The organism is Ectothiorhodospira shaposhnikovii, from assembly GCF_047222355.1.
GTDB lineage: Bacteria > Pseudomonadota > Gammaproteobacteria > Ectothiorhodospirales > Ectothiorhodospiraceae > Ectothiorhodospira.
This window is the reverse complement of the sequence record NZ_CP178335.1, coordinates 1-12800: the sequence shown is the minus strand read 5'-3', so window position 1 is coordinate 12800 and position 12800 is coordinate 1. Positions and strand designations below refer to the sequence as shown.

Genomic DNA, 12800 nt, shown 5'->3' with positions numbered 1-12800 from the left:
GGGATTCCCCGTTACAGGTGGAGGGATTCCCCGTTCTTGGGTGGAGAGATTCCCCGAATAGGTGGAAACGTGTTGAACTTTCCACCATTGGCGGCCATCCTTCCTCGGAGCCGCAACGGAGGATTTCATGGACGCACCCACAGAGCCGCACATCTACAAGTCCAACGCCCTCATCGAGGCCAGCTACCGGCTCAACCTGCAGGAGCAACGCATCATCCTCGCCTGCATTGCTCAGGTGAACCGCAGCCAGCCGATCACGGACGAGCGCATGTACCGTGTGACGGCAAAAGACCTCGCCACCTTGGCCGGCTCCAGGCCCGACAGCGCCTACAAGGAACTCAAATCCGCCACGGAAACCCTGTTCGACAGGCGCCTGACGGTATATGAGGAGCCCAACGGCGGACGCCCGGAGAAAATGACAATGCGATGGGTTCAGTCGGTGAAGTACAAAGAGCACGAGGGCTGCGTGGAGATCCGCTTTGGCAAGGACATACTTCCATACCTAACCGAGCTGACGCGCCGCTTCACCAGGTATGCCCTGTCAGACGTGGCCAGAATGTCGAGTTCCCACGCGATCAGACTCTACGAGTTGCTGATGCAGTGGCGCGACACCGGGACGCGGGAGATCGGCATCGACTGGATGCGGCAGCGCCTGGGGATTGAGGACAAGTACCCGGCCTACAAAGACCTGAGGCGCTACGTTATCGAGCCCGCAGCGAAGCAGATCAACGAACACTCGCCCATCCGCGTGAAGTGGGAGGCTCGGAAGACAGGCCGCAAGGTCACACACCTGGCGTTCAGCTTCACCGCTCCCGATAAGCCGCCTGCGTCCAATGGCAAGGGGAGGCCAGCATTGCCCGGCAAGGCATGCAGGAGTGGCGATTCGGTCCATGGAGTGCCCAAGGCATTGATTGAGCAGCGCGCGAAGCCCGGCGAGTCCTACGAGGACTGCGCCCGCCGCCTGCTTGGCGAGCGTGTCAGAGCCAAGCAGGCGGCGGGCGAGGCTGCGACCTAAACTTCAACGAGCCGAGCCAGCTCGGCCAGGTAGCCGCCGGCGAAGGCTTCCCAGATCTGGTCCCAGGTAGCCCCAGGCCTGCGGTGACTTTATCTCAGTTTCGCCCCATCAGGATGCCTGCCGCGGTCAGTCCTTTTGATTCAGCTGAGCTGAAAACCATCAATCCGTGGAAAGCCGGAGCCTCGGTGGCATCCCAGATGTTCTCAAATCGTTGATTGAGGCATGGCTCTATGGGCCATCCGGATACGGGGGGACTCACATGCTACTGATGGCCTGGATCCTAATCCCGGCACATAAGAGCGAATTTTTCGTCACGGCGACCTTTTTCCGCATGCGTGATGAGCACTTCGCGCTTTTCTCTGTGGGAAAATGGTGAAGTGCTCGCTGGAAAATCGGCAAAGCGAAAGAGATCAGGTAGGATCAGGCGTCAGACATAAAAAAGCCCCGATGCAGGTAACTCTTGGCGGAGCATGCATCGGGGCCCTTGAAACACCAGTCAGCAACCTTGCGGTCACTGCCTGGCAATCCCCCCCTGGGAAGTCCTTATGAAAGACCCACAGAAGGAAGAAGTGCGAAAAAATGATACCACTAAATTCTGTTTTCGACACCTCCCGCCAAGCTTGGATTGGCACATGGTAACGATGCACTGGCCCGATCTGGTGGGGGGACAGTGATGGCCCAGCAACTGGAACTGTTTGATCGCTGGGAAGAAGCCGGTACCTACCACACCCAGAAGTACGGGTTCTTCTCTCTCCTGGTGGGAAGCGCGCGTAAGCATCAGTCTTCCCACCCTATGGTGGATATGCCGCGGGTCCTGTCTCTGATTGACACATCCCGGGACACCTGGTTATCCCAGGCCGAGTTCATCAAGCCCAACCGTCGTGTAGTCAATCTGGCCCGTCTGTGTCTGCTGTTTGTGGATATGGATACCTACCGTCAGCCTTGGGCACAGGGCCGCTCACCGGAGCAACTGGCAGATGCGGTGCTGTTCTTTTGCCACGAAGAAGGCATCCCCCCACCTTCCCTGATCGTTTTCAGCGGCCGTGGTGTCCAGGCCAAGTGGCTGCTGGAAGGCACTCTACCCAGGCGGGCGCTGCCCCGGTGGAATGCCTGCCAGTGTTTCCTGGTGGATCGCCTGGCAACCCTCGGGGCGGATCCGGCTGCCAAGGACGCCAGCCGCGTGCTGCGCCTGGTGGATACGGTGAACAGCAAAAGCGGGGAAATTTGCCGTGTCATTCACGTAGAGCCCGGTCCAGACGGGCATCCCGTGCGGTATTCGTTTGAGTACCTGGCGGAAATCCTGCTGCCATTGTCTCGCCAGGAGATTGAGGAGCAGAGGCAGAGGCGCATTGAACGCCGGCAGCTCAAGCTCCTGGATGGGGGGAGATCCAGCAACCTGCGTGGGTTTTCCGGTCGCCAGCTGGCATGGGATCGCCTGGAGGACTTGCGGTACCTGGTTGAACTGCGCGGGGGCGTGGTGGAAGGGGAGCGGATGCTGCATCTCTTCTGGCGCCTGAACTTCCTCCTGTTGTCAGGGGCAACAAACAGTACCCTGATGTACCACGAAGCAGCCGCACTGGCCCGTGAGTTAGACGCTGCCTGGAATTACCGGTGCCAGGAACTGATGACGCTCTACGCGAAGGCCAGGGCCAATGAGTCCGGTGAAACCGTGGAGTTCCAGGGGCGCAAGTATCCGCCGCTCTACACGCCCCGGAACGACACCCTCATCAACCTTTTCCAGATCACCGATGACGAGCAGCGGAAGCTGCGCACGTTGGTTTCAAGGGGTATAGCCAAGGAGCGCGATAGGGAACGCCATACAGCCCGCCGGCGGGCTGCCGGGGCAATGGACCGGAAAACCTACGAAAGTCGATCCTTGAGCAGGCAGAAGCCCTGGGAAGCCCTCGGCATGAGCCGGGCGAGCTGGTATCGCGCAGGCAAGCCAATGCCTGCGGTTGAGACAAGTCCGTCCGTATTACTAATGGCGGAGCCAGGGCGGGTTTGACTGCCGTAGATCAGGGATTCGGGGAGGGGGGCTGATAGCTCGTGCTTGGTTACCCTTGAGACAGGTCCGTCCGTATTACTAATGGCGAAGCCAGGAGGGTTTGAGCCGTCCGCTTGTGGGCGTCCTGGGTTCCGGTGGGGGGTAGTGCGTTCAAAGTCCGTGCGTATTACTCATGGCGGAGCCGGGGCGGCCCTTCTTTGGTGAAATTGGTCTTTGGCGAGCCAGCAGGCGAGCGGGACTGGCAGCAGCCGGTCCCCTGGGCCGAAGGCCCAGCCCAGAACTGGGATCATCAGGTTCTATATTGTGAGGATCGTCTTTCGGCTGCCACGCTTTGAGGCGTTCGATCTGCTTCCACATCTGCTGCTGGGCGCCGGCCTCGCCGCATGATTAGCGTGCGAACCTTGTTGAAGTTCAATAGTAATAATAGTAATATTATTTTTATTACTACTATTGCTGAGGGTAAGGAATGTCTTCTATCAGCCGTGAAATTCGAGACCGAATCCTGACCGCCGCCGAAGCCCTGTACGAGGCATCCGGTCGGGAGTTGCTCCCGACCGTCAACGCCGTGCGCCAAGAGGCCCGGTGCTCCATGAATGATGCCAGTGCTGTGATGCGGGAGTGGCGCCGGCAGTTGTTGCGTCAGGTGAAGGAGCCGCCGGCGAGTATCCCTGAGTCGGTGCAAGCCGCTCATGATCGTGCCCTGGCCGAGACCTGGAAGGTAGCCCAGGAACTGGCTTCCGAAGCACTGGAGGCGGCCCGGCAGGCGCATGCTCATGAGCGGGAGCAGATGGAGCAGATGCGCCAGGAGCTGGCGGAGGCCTTCGAGGAGCAAGCCAGGGAGCTGGAGCTCCTGCAGAGTGAACGCGATGCCCTACAACAGGCGTCGGAACAGGTCGGGATGGAGCGGGACCAGGCCCAGGTAGAGTTGGGCCAGTTGAGGCAACGTGTGGATGAGCAGGCCCGGGATCTTGACCTAGTGACGGCTGACCGTGACCGGGTGCGTGGGGACCTGGAGCAGACGCGGGAGCAACTGGCCGAATTGAAAGGGATGATGACGGCGACCATGCAGGACCTGGAGGAGGTGCGGGAGGAACGGGATCAGGCTCGTCGGTCGCTGCAGGAAGCCCGGGAGGCCGGGGCCCGGGTGCAGGCTGAGCATGATCAACTGCGCAAAGCCCTTGATGAGGCCACAGTAGCCAGGGAGCAGGCTCAACGAGAGAGTCGGGAGGCCCGTGAAGCCGGTGCCGAGGCCCGAGCCGAGCGGGATCAGTTACGCAAGGCGCTTGATGAGGCCACAGCAGCCAGGGAGCAGGCGCAGAGGGAGAGCCGGCAGGCCCATGAAGCCGGTGCCGAGGCCCGAGCCGAGCGGGATCAGTTACGCAAGTTACTGGAAGAAGCGACGGCGGGTAGGGAACAGGCGCAATGGGAAAGTCGGGAAGCCCGTGAGGGGTTGGCCGAGATGCGGGGCCGTGTTGCCGCGGCCGAGGAGTCCCGGGCAGAACTCAAGTCGGTGGTGGATTGGTTGCAGGGGAAGGCTCGTTGAAAACGGTGGTTTTTGGTGGACAGCAAGATCCAGTCGGCCAAGAAACTGCTGGCCAGCAGTGTGCCACCCGGGGTGTGGCTGGGAACCTTGGCGTTCCATTTCAATGCTATATCGCCGGGTCCCCGCCTTCGATCAACGTGAGTAAACCGCTTCAATGTACCGGCCGCGTCCAGGGCCATGGCCCAGATCACAGGAAGCCGCGGCTGCCGCCTCCTTTCGGCTCATGCCGGCGGCTTGGTATGCCCGGATTCGATCTTGGGCATAGGCGTATCTGGCGCTGTGGGAGGATTGTTTGCCGCGGAGGCCGACTGCACGCATCTCGCGTTCATAACGACTTCGAGCTGCTGAAAGGTTGGGAGTTTTTGTGACCACGAGTTTGCCGCCCTGGGCCTGACTGATTTGGCGTGCGCGCTGAATGGCATGCAGCGCGCGATGTCGGTTAACGACATGGGCCTCTCGCAAACGGCCACCTTTCGTTCCATGTATGACTGTGATCTTTTCGGCACCGGCTTTCAGTTCCTTTTCCCAGTGTTTTATGGACTGGACTGACATGATCGCTTCCGTGGCGCGCAGACCCAATTCCCGTTGCAGTCGGAGTCTGGAGTATCCCCACGAAATCATGCAGGGATCCCGGCGGCAAACACGGTTCGTATGGTCGATCTGATGCGCTGTAAGGTGTCGTCGAGGATGTTGGCTGATTCTCGCCGCAGCACTCTCAAGCCCAGGAAAAAATGGGATAACACCCGTCGCTTCGCGGTGTTGGGCTGGTAATGACGGTGGCGTCCCTCATGCTCTGCCGCCAGACCCACCAACCAGGCCGCAAAACTGGCCAGGGCGGCAATCAGCAACAGCACATCAAATCTTTGCGCAGAGCGGGAGCGGGAACGATTCACGCCAAGTCCATAATGCTCATTTTTGCTGGCACGAAAATCCTCTTCAATTTGCATCCTCAGCGAATAGAGCGCTATCACCCGGTCGGTGATCTTCGCCCCTCCAAGCAGGGAGGTGGCAATGACCCAGGGCTCTCTCTGCCCAGTTGCATGCGCGCGACTCTTGCCAGCCTGGGCGCGCCGGCCAGACCGGGTCGCATGAATACGACCCTGAAGGCGCTTGCGCAGGCCATACACCTGGCATTCCAGGGAATCGTGGCGGGTCATGGCAAAGGCACCCATGAAGGTCGGCTGATTTTCATCCAGCAAGCATCCCAATTCGCGGGTATTGAGCCAGATGTCCTCGCCTGGCCGCGTCATCTGGACCAGACCTCGCGCTCGGCCCACCCAGTCCCAGCCCAAAGCTTCCACGGCGCGAAACCAGGGTTTCTTGAAACCGGCGTCCGTGACGATCACCGGGCGGACTCCGGCGGGCAAGACCTCCGAGAGGCGCTTCAAAAAGTCCTCCTGGATCTCGCGGTTAGCGTACTTGGACTGAGGGTGGCACTCCTGGTACAGGGTTCTTCCCTGGCCGCCCACGGGCACCGAGGCGCGCAACACGTGAATGCTCTCATCCACCGCCACCGGCGACCAGTCCACCAAGATCACTGGGCGCTCTTCCTGCCCAACCAGCCAGTGAGCCATGGCCTGATAAACCGTCGCCGCCTCTCGATGCATCCTGGGGTTACCGATGAGCCGATCCATCTGCTTGATGCTCGCCTTTTCGGTGATCTTTCGCTGCGATGCCCGGCCAAGACCGGTGACCGAGGTGGTCTGCCCGTCCAGAGCCGCCGCCGTGGCGATCAGCAGCGCGTTGAAGCGGGTGCGGTGAATGGATTGACAAGCAACCCCCAAGTTTGCGTGAATCAGGTCCGTGGCGTGCATCGGTGTGTTTCGTGGCTCTTTTTTGGCTTCGTCACCTTAAAGAATCACGATCTTGCCGGTGCATGTCCACCCCCACCTCCCCTTATCCCACTGTTTCACAAGGAATTCCGCCCGCAAAAACGTGGGGATAGCCCAGAGTCGGAGTATGGCCGCTTCTCCATGGCTGCCACGTGCTTCGAGTTTCTCAATGCCCGCCTGGTAATTTTCTAGAGAAAGTGCGGTTTTGGTTCCCATTCTGCTACCTCCCTTGATTCTCAATGCCTCGTTGGAAATATCTCTGTGATCCGCAAACTTTCCTCTACCTGCTGATCGCAGTATGTTTCTCAATGCGCTCATTTGATTTTGCGCGCTTCTGACACTCAGCCTTTCCTTAATATATTCGGCGTATTGTTGAATATGTTTTACTTTGATTTTGGAAATGTCCTTGGTTTGTATGTTTCTTTCTCGGCAAAAACTCGAATAATCTCGTGCAACACGTTCTCGGTGCTCCCTGGTTTTGGTGGACCCGCCTCCTTGGCGGGCGGCCCGGATCATCGACTCTTGCAATGACATCACGCTATTCCCTCGAAGCTAATAGCGCGCTGGGGGCAGGGCAGTGGGCTGGTAAATAGGATCTGGACCGGTCATGCGATACCCGGCTCATTTTATGAATCCACCCGTCTTCCTATTTTCAGAAAGACGCCAGCCCGAATCGCCCAGCCCCCAGCGCTATACCAGCGTTGAGATGTGGGGGGATACGCCGGTGACCGTGGTCATGGCGCCGGCAGATGCCGGTAGCTCCCCTGCCCCTGGATCAGGGGCACCCGTAATGAGCGATCCGTAGTGGTGGATCCATGTCGTGCGGCAGGCCCGGGCCGGACCTTTCGCAGAGGTTTGAACACCCTGTGAAAGGGCGTGGTGATGCGCTGGCGGCACCCACGCGCGTCCTGCGCGCGGGTTCAACCAGGCTTTTCACTGTGCTGGAAAGCAGCGTCATTTTTCGCTTCGCCCGATTCTTGATTGAGAATCATGAGGTTGCGAGCGGTTTTAACGTGCGTCACTTTTCGCTTGCGCGAGCAAGTGACGCACGCATTTGCTGGCCCACGAGAGTGGAACCAGGCATGAGTCAGCCACCGTTGATATGGCCATGGGGCATGCCAAGGCTATTCGAGGGCGCACTGACCCTGTGGGATAGACGCTATTTGGGCGTGGACGTGATGCCAGCCGGCATTGAAACATCGCGGCGGAGCATTCCCGCCGACGATAGTGACCAGCCGCAAGGGCTGTATCACTGCTTAACGGGGTAGGGACCCCGGTACCGTATAGGTACGTCCACCTCCGGGAGGAGGCGCAGTTGAAGCGGCCTGAGCCGACTTTCTTCCAGGACTGAGTTGCCTCGCCCTATGTCCTGGGCAGCTTCATGGTTGTCTGAAGCATCCAGGTCTTTGAAATGCCACCATAGTGGCATGGACCAAGGCCTTATCGGCCATGCACCTCTTCCCGGTCCGCAGGTGCTTTTGGGTGCTGGATGGGCTCCAGCGGGTAATGTATGGATCTACTGTAGCTGTGAGTAAGGAGATTTTCAAGTCATGGTAATTAAAAACCCCGGCGCGTGACCGGGGTTATAATGCGAGTGATCTATATGGCAAGAAACGATACTATCGTCTCATGCCCTAAAGAAACTGATTTTAATTAAGTGGTGGGGCGGCAATTAGCTGGAAGGTACTTAGGTTGAACCGTGCTGGTTGTGCAGCTCCAAGTAACTCCAGAATCAGTGCCAGTTCCTACAAAAACAACATTACCGGTGGCCCCGCCAAGATTTTCAACAACATATGTGATGGTCGCTGTGGCATCAGCATCACCAGTTGCTCCTGTACCAACATATGTAATGCTGCTTACATAATTGCTTCGGCCCGCATCTGTTGAAACAGGGGCGTTAGCAAAAGTGCCCATGGACATGAAGTGTTCAGATGCAGTTGTTCTTGCCTCTGCTGCCAGTCCAATAATCTCAGATACTTTTGCTCGAGTCGTATAATCTTGGTAAGCGGGTAGAGCTATTGCCGCCAAAATACCAATGATCGCCACCACGATCATCAGTTCGATCAAGGTAAAACCTGATTGTCTCTTCATATCCAAAGCCTCATCTGTTTTGGGATGGTCGCCCTTATCGGGCGCGGATAGTTCGCGCTAACTTTTGCATTGATCGTGCCAGTCTCATGTTTCGGGTTATATCCGGATCAGTGGTATCCTGAGCGGGATAAATGGTCATTAAATGGATGATTCGTAATGGCCGATCAATTTAGTTGGCCGTGAAATAATGGCTTACTTTTTTAGTCGGCCATTAATGGGTTCACTCTCTGTCTGGATCTGAGGTTGGTTGAATGCATGAGGTCACGCTGGATACGGCGGAACAACTGACGGGCCTGAGCCGGCGCTCTCTGCGGCGCCGGCTTGGGATCGGGATGATGCGCCAGGCGCGGCTGGCGAATCTGGGAAGGGGGTACGTACCTCTGGCCTGCATCCGGGAGGATATTCCGACGACGCTGACCCCTGACGACGAGGAGGTAATTGTCCGGGCCGACAGGGGGGATGCGGAAGCTCAGAACGATGTGGCGTTGCTCTTTATGGAGATGGAGCGCTACGACTTGGCATTAGTCTGGCTACGGAAGGCTGCGGCACAGGAGTATCCAGATGCTATGCACTGGTTGGGGCGGTGCTATGTTTCCGGACATGGGGTGGAGAAGGACGAGGCCCAGGGGCTGGAGTGGCTGCGTCGTGCGGGGGGGGGGGGGACATGTGATTTCCCAGCGGCAGCTGGAGAGTCTGGGCGGCAGTTAGGCGCTCAAGCCGGCGGATCCCCCGCCTCCTCGATCCGGTAGCCGAAGAATTTGAGGATATTGGAGGGGTACGGCCGTTGCCCCCGAGCGGCGATCCTGTCCGCGGCATTTTCGATGGCCGCCTTGGTCACGCCCTTTTCCTGGATCAGCCAGTTCAGTTGGTGGCGGTCCCTGTCGGATTGGATGATGGGTTGCATCGATCATTTCCCAAGCGCTTCGATGTATTTACGCAATTACAGCTTTCTGTATTAACGCTAATACGCTTTTGGCTGGCCGCACCTCTAATTCACAAAATTTAATTGTGTGAATTAGCCAACCCGCATTCCGCCTGACATCCGCCCTTGCGCCCCACCTCTACTTCACTCATTATGCACTATACGCATTTATATGAATTAGAGATCCACCCCCATGAACAGCGTCGAAGCGGCCAAGACCCCGGAGCAGATCCGGCGCATCGAGTACGCCTTGGCCGATGGCCACGGTCAGGTATATGCCGACATCTGGAAAATCGGCATTAACCTCGCGCTGCGGATCAGTGACCTGCTCAGCCTGCGCTACGACCAGGTAGCCGGCGATACCCTGGAGCTGGTCGAGGGGAAGACCAGGAAGCGCCGGGTCATCCGCATCAATGCCGCCGCCCGTGAAGTCATTGACCGGCGCCGGCGGGAACACCCGGATCATGTCTACTTGTTCCAGGGCGAGAGCAACCGGGGCCGGGCACTCGGCAAGCCCCTATCCCGGTCCGTGGTGTCCCGCGCCTTCAAGGCCGTGGGGGAGAGGCGCAGTATTGACCTCCGGCTGAACACCCACAGCATGCGCAAGACCCGGGGCTGGGCCATGCACAACGCGGGCAAGCCCATCGAACTGATCTGCATGACCCTCAACCACAGCAGTCCAGCGGTGACGATGCGCTACCTGGGGATCACCCAGGAGGAAGTGCATGCACTGGCGGATGAATTCTGCCTCTGACGGCCTTTTCCAGGGACACCCTACTTGGCGATGCCAAGGAAAACGGCCAAGCAGCGCTCAACTTCGACCAGTACATCCGCATCGATGCGTCCGAAGGCCGGCCCAACCTTATCGCGCTTCACGGTCATAGCCTTGTCCACCATGACCTGTGAAGGCTTTTGCAGGCTGTTTGCAGCATTAGGCTGAACCGTGATACGCAACAAGGGAGCCGCCACAAGTGTGCTGGTCATCGGCAGCACGGTAACGGTAGTGTGCTCGTCGAACTGGTCAGCCTGGATCACCAAGGCAGGTCTTGGTTTTCCGAAGTCGCCTTGCATAGCGATGGCAACAAAATCGCCTCGCCTCATTCCGTCCAACCGTCCAGGTCAGCCAAGGCTTCGTCCATGAAGTGCTGCATATCGGTATCGGACTTGTCCGCTTGCGCGACAAGGCGCGACTGACGACGGCATTCCTCCGCGAAATTTGGGCGGCGCGTATCCGGCACCCAAATTTGTACTGGGCGCAACCCGGCCATGCGAAGGGTGTTGCGGTGCTTCTGAACTCTTGAATTGACATGCGCCATGCAGGGTCTCCCATGGGTGTTACATGCAACATCATACAGTCTTTGCTCGTTACATGTAACACTGTGGGTGCGATTCTTCCTTGTCATACCGCCTTCTGAGTATCGGCCTTCGCCTTCTTACTAATGAAATAAATATTTCATCAAAAACTTATTTCTTTAAAAAAAGAAAATTACATTTAAAGCGAAAACAGTGCCAACGCTGGTGAACCCCAAGTAAAATGACTAAACTTGATTAGTCTAGTTTAATCATTTCAGGATGCTCCCATGGATACCGTCAATATCCACGAAGCCAAAACCCAGCTTTCTCGGCTGTTGGCCCGTGCCTCGCAGGGAGAAACCGTGATCATTGCCAAGGCGGGACGGCCCATCGCCAAGCTCACCCCCATCGACACCCCATCGGCCAGTAAAGTCCGTCGCCTTGGCTTTCTAAAGGGCGCCTTTCAGATTCCCGACGATTTCGACACCATGGCCAGCGATGAAATCGCCGAGATGTTTGGCGGTGAAGATCCCTCATGATCCTTTTGCTGGATACACACCTGCTGCTCTGGGCGGCCTCTCAACCGGAGAGGCTGTCAGCAACGGCAAAAGAGAAGCTCATGGACGAGAACAATGCGCTCTGGTTCAGCGCTGCCAGTCTCTGGGAAGTGACGATTAAGGCCGGCCTGGGCCGTTCGGATTTTCAGGTGGATCCACACCGGCTGAAACGTGGTCTGATCGACAACGGCTACACGGAACTCCCGATCACCAGCACGCATGCCCTGGCCGTCCACCATCTGCCACCCATCCACCGTGACCCATTTGATCGTCTGCTTGTCGCACAGGCCGAGAGCGAGGGTGTGCTGCTGCTGACGGCCGACGAGACCGTTGCCCGCTATCCCGGCCCGGTCATGCTGGTTTAGACACAAGGTCCAAAACCAGAAAGGAACTTGACGCAAAAGCGCATTTCTGTAAAAAATTAAACACGCTAAAAATCAAAGGCGCTTTTCATGATCGTCGCATTCTTGAACCAGAAGGGCGGAGTCGGCAAGACTACCCTGGCGGTGAACACGGCCGCCAGCCTGGCACACCGCGGGGGCCGGGTGCTTCTGCTGGATGCGGATCCCCAGGGTAGCGCCCTGGACTGGGCGGCCGCACGCACCGCAGATCCCCTGTTCACGGTCGTGGGGCTTCCCCGTCCCACCATTCACAAGGAAATCGGGGAGCTGTCCCGAGGATACGATCACGTGGTCATCGACGGTCCGCCCCGGGTCAGCGACCTCGCGCGATCGGCCATCATGGCCTCCCAGCTGGTCGTCATTCCGGTGCAGCCCAGCCCCTATGACATCTGGGCGGCCCACGAGGTCATTGCCCTGGTGGATGAGGCCTCTGTATTCAAGGAAGATCTGAAAACCGTATTTGCAGTGAATCGCAAAATCACAAACACGGCCATCGGGCGCGACGTGCGGGAGGCCTTGGGGGGCTACCCCGTACCCGTCCTCGATGCCAGCCTGACCCAACGGGTGATCTTCGCCGAAGCGGTTGCCCAAGGCCTGTCCGTTCTGGAGGCCGAACCCAACGGCCAGGCCTCAGCTGAAATAGAAGCCATGACCAATGAACTCCTGGAGATGCTGCAGTGAGCACCAAGAAAGTGACATTCTCATCCAAGCCAACCGCGAAGGCCTCCACCCCGGATGAGTGGGTGCAGGATCGTACAGGCACGGATCAGCCCCGCATGAAGCGGCTCACCATCGACATCCCCGAAGACCTGCACCGACGCCTCAAAATGGACTGTGCCGCCAACGGCACCAAGATGGCCGATGTGGTGAGAGAAATGATTTCACAGAAATACAGAAATAATTGACACCCTCCCCATGGCTAAAGCTGGGGGCTTCTCGCGCATCATGGTGAAATTTTATTTATAACCGTCAAGGGGGGAGAGATTCCCCGACAGATCCACAAAGCATCCAAGATGGGGGCTTATAAGCGATCGCTCGGGCCCTTTTATGTCCTTTTCCTTTTCCTTTTAATGACCTACAACCTATTGAATAATAAGAGGTATTCAGCGGAAAAGGGGAGAGATTCCCCGTTACAGGTGGA

The 12800-nt window shown here is 58.0% G+C and carries 16 protein-coding genes; 9 read left to right on the top strand and 7 right to left on the bottom strand.

All coding sequences use genetic code 11. The features are described from left to right. Window positions 1–127 precede the first annotated feature (127 nt). The 3 genes from ACLF6L_RS15860 (at window position 128) to ACLF6L_RS15850 (ending at window position 4563) form a co-directional block, all read left to right on the top strand. A complete protein-coding gene (locus ACLF6L_RS15860) occupies window positions 128–1015 on the top strand; it encodes a replication initiation protein (protein WP_412852816.1) in 888 nt (295 codons plus the stop codon). Between the two features lie 673 nt (window positions 1016–1688). Further along, entirely contained in the window at window positions 1689–3020 is a 1332-nt protein-coding gene (locus ACLF6L_RS15855) for a replication protein (protein ID WP_412852815.1), read from the top strand. 466 nt (window positions 3021–3486) lie between these two features. After that, entirely contained in the window at window positions 3487–4563 is a 1077-nt protein-coding gene (locus ACLF6L_RS15850; RefSeq protein ID WP_412852814.1) for a DNA-binding protein, read from the top strand. Window positions 4564–4695: 132 nt separating this feature from the next. Here ACLF6L_RS15850 and ACLF6L_RS15845 read toward each other — a convergent pair whose 3' ends face one another. The 4 genes from ACLF6L_RS15845 to ACLF6L_RS15830 form a co-directional block, all read right to left on the bottom strand. Further along, the gene (locus ACLF6L_RS15845; RefSeq protein ID WP_412852813.1) at window positions 4696–5184 is read right to left on the bottom strand and encodes an integrase domain-containing protein; all 489 of its coding nucleotides are present in this window, start codon (window positions 5182–5184) and stop codon (window positions 4696–4698) included. Continuing rightward, a complete protein-coding gene (locus ACLF6L_RS15840) occupies window positions 5181–6377 on the bottom strand; it encodes an IS4 family transposase (RefSeq protein ID WP_412851734.1) in 1197 nt (398 codons plus the stop codon). The genes ACLF6L_RS15845 and ACLF6L_RS15840 overlap by 4 nt, the downstream gene beginning before the upstream one ends. Before the next feature lie 36 nt (window positions 6378–6413). Beyond that, complete coding sequence (locus ACLF6L_RS15835; RefSeq protein ID WP_412852821.1) at window positions 6414–6929, bottom strand: phage integrase N-terminal domain-containing protein; 516 nt, start codon at window positions 6927–6929, stop codon at window positions 6414–6416. 1119 nt (window positions 6930–8048) lie between these two features. Continuing rightward, the gene (locus tag ACLF6L_RS15830; protein ID WP_412852820.1) at window positions 8049–8486 is read right to left on the bottom strand and encodes a pilin; all 438 of its coding nucleotides are present in this window, start codon (window positions 8484–8486) and stop codon (window positions 8049–8051) included. A 251-nt stretch (window positions 8487–8737) separates the two neighbouring features. On the opposite strand from ACLF6L_RS15830, the gene ACLF6L_RS15825 reads away from it, so the two are divergent. After that, window positions 8738–9235 carry a tetratricopeptide repeat protein gene (locus tag ACLF6L_RS15825; RefSeq protein ID WP_412852819.1) on the top strand — a complete coding sequence of 166 codons (498 nt, stop codon included), beginning with the start codon at window positions 8738–8740 and terminating at the stop codon, window positions 9233–9235. On the opposite strand, the gene ACLF6L_RS15820 is transcribed toward ACLF6L_RS15825, so the two are convergent. Next, the gene (locus ACLF6L_RS15820; protein ID WP_238623236.1) at window positions 9199–9390 is read right to left on the bottom strand and encodes a hypothetical protein; all 192 of its coding nucleotides are present in this window, start codon (window positions 9388–9390) and stop codon (window positions 9199–9201) included. The two genes, ACLF6L_RS15825 and ACLF6L_RS15820, sit on opposite strands and share 37 nt — an antisense overlap. A 211-nt stretch (window positions 9391–9601) precedes the next feature. Here ACLF6L_RS15820 and ACLF6L_RS15815 point away from each other — a divergent pair, with 211 nt between their 5' ends. Beyond that, a complete protein-coding gene (locus ACLF6L_RS15815) occupies window positions 9602–10162 on the top strand; it encodes a tyrosine-type recombinase/integrase (protein WP_412852818.1) in 561 nt (186 codons plus the stop codon). A gap of 20 nt (window positions 10163–10182) precedes the next feature. Here ACLF6L_RS15815 and ACLF6L_RS15810 read toward each other — a convergent pair whose 3' ends face one another. Together ACLF6L_RS15810 and ACLF6L_RS15805 are read right to left on the bottom strand one after the other, a co-directional pair. Then, window positions 10183–10509 (bottom strand): type II toxin-antitoxin system PemK/MazF family toxin, encoded by a 327-nt coding sequence (locus ACLF6L_RS15810; RefSeq protein ID WP_238623234.1) that lies wholly within the window; start codon window positions 10507–10509, stop codon window positions 10183–10185. After that, window positions 10506–10724, bottom strand: coding sequence for an antitoxin MazE family protein (locus tag ACLF6L_RS15805; protein ID WP_238623233.1), 219 nt, complete (start codon window positions 10722–10724; stop codon window positions 10506–10508). The genes ACLF6L_RS15810 and ACLF6L_RS15805 overlap by 4 nt, the downstream gene beginning before the upstream one ends. 264 nt (window positions 10725–10988) lie before the next feature. On the opposite strand from ACLF6L_RS15805, the gene ACLF6L_RS15800 reads away from it, so the two are divergent. The 4 genes from ACLF6L_RS15800 to ACLF6L_RS15785 all read left to right on the top strand — a co-directional run bounded on the left by ACLF6L_RS15800 (window position 10989) and on the right by ACLF6L_RS15785 (window position 12564). Beyond that, complete coding sequence (locus tag ACLF6L_RS15800; RefSeq protein WP_090255710.1) at window positions 10989–11240, top strand: type II toxin-antitoxin system Phd/YefM family antitoxin; 252 nt, start codon at window positions 10989–10991, stop codon at window positions 11238–11240. Next, entirely contained in the window at window positions 11237–11623 is a 387-nt protein-coding gene (locus tag ACLF6L_RS15795) for a type II toxin-antitoxin system VapC family toxin (protein WP_090255708.1), read from the top strand. The genes ACLF6L_RS15800 and ACLF6L_RS15795 overlap by 4 nt, the downstream gene beginning before the upstream one ends. An 87-nt stretch (window positions 11624–11710) precedes the next feature. Continuing rightward, window positions 11711–12340, top strand: coding sequence for a ParA family partition ATPase (parA, locus tag ACLF6L_RS15790; RefSeq protein ID WP_238623232.1), 630 nt, complete (start codon window positions 11711–11713; stop codon window positions 12338–12340). Further along, window positions 12337–12564, top strand: coding sequence for a plasmid partition protein ParG (locus tag ACLF6L_RS15785; RefSeq protein WP_412852817.1), 228 nt, complete (start codon window positions 12337–12339; stop codon window positions 12562–12564). The genes parA and ACLF6L_RS15785 overlap by 4 nt, the downstream gene beginning before the upstream one ends. The last annotated feature ends 236 nt before the right edge of the window (window positions 12565–12800 follow it).

Bases quoted from the DNA above. Each gene is read 5' to 3' on its own strand.
- ACLF6L_RS15860 (WP_412852816.1), top strand. From the start codon at position 128: ATGGACGCACCCACAGAGCCGCACATCTACAAGTCCAACGCCCTCATC.
- ACLF6L_RS15855 (WP_412852815.1), top strand. From the start codon at position 1,689: ATGGCCCAGCAACTGGAACTGTTTGATCGCTGGGAAGAAGCCGGTACC.
- ACLF6L_RS15850 (WP_412852814.1), top strand. From the start codon at position 3,487: ATGTCTTCTATCAGCCGTGAAATTCGAGACCGAATCCTGACCGCCGCC.
- ACLF6L_RS15845 (WP_412852813.1), bottom strand. From the start codon at position 5,184: ATGATTTCGTGGGGATACTCCAGACTCCGACTGCAACGGGAATTGGGT.
- ACLF6L_RS15840 (WP_412851734.1), bottom strand. From the start codon at position 6,377: ATGCACGCCACGGACCTGATTCACGCAAACTTGGGGGTTGCTTGTCAA.
- ACLF6L_RS15835 (WP_412852821.1), bottom strand. From the start codon at position 6,929: ATGTCATTGCAAGAGTCGATGATCCGGGCCGCCCGCCAAGGAGGCGGG.
- ACLF6L_RS15830 (WP_412852820.1), bottom strand. From the start codon at position 8,486: ATGAAGAGACAATCAGGTTTTACCTTGATCGAACTGATGATCGTGGTG.
- ACLF6L_RS15825 (WP_412852819.1), top strand. From the start codon at position 8,738: ATGCATGAGGTCACGCTGGATACGGCGGAACAACTGACGGGCCTGAGC.
- ACLF6L_RS15820 (WP_238623236.1), bottom strand. From the start codon at position 9,390: ATGCAACCCATCATCCAATCCGACAGGGACCGCCACCAACTGAACTGG.
- ACLF6L_RS15815 (WP_412852818.1), top strand. From the start codon at position 9,602: ATGAACAGCGTCGAAGCGGCCAAGACCCCGGAGCAGATCCGGCGCATC.
- ACLF6L_RS15810 (WP_238623234.1), bottom strand. From the start codon at position 10,509: ATGAGGCGAGGCGATTTTGTTGCCATCGCTATGCAAGGCGACTTCGGA.
- ACLF6L_RS15805 (WP_238623233.1), bottom strand. From the start codon at position 10,724: ATGGCGCATGTCAATTCAAGAGTTCAGAAGCACCGCAACACCCTTCGC.
- ACLF6L_RS15800 (WP_090255710.1), top strand. From the start codon at position 10,989: ATGGATACCGTCAATATCCACGAAGCCAAAACCCAGCTTTCTCGGCTG.
- ACLF6L_RS15795 (WP_090255708.1), top strand. From the start codon at position 11,237: ATGATCCTTTTGCTGGATACACACCTGCTGCTCTGGGCGGCCTCTCAA.
- parA (WP_238623232.1), top strand. From the start codon at position 11,711: ATGATCGTCGCATTCTTGAACCAGAAGGGCGGAGTCGGCAAGACTACC.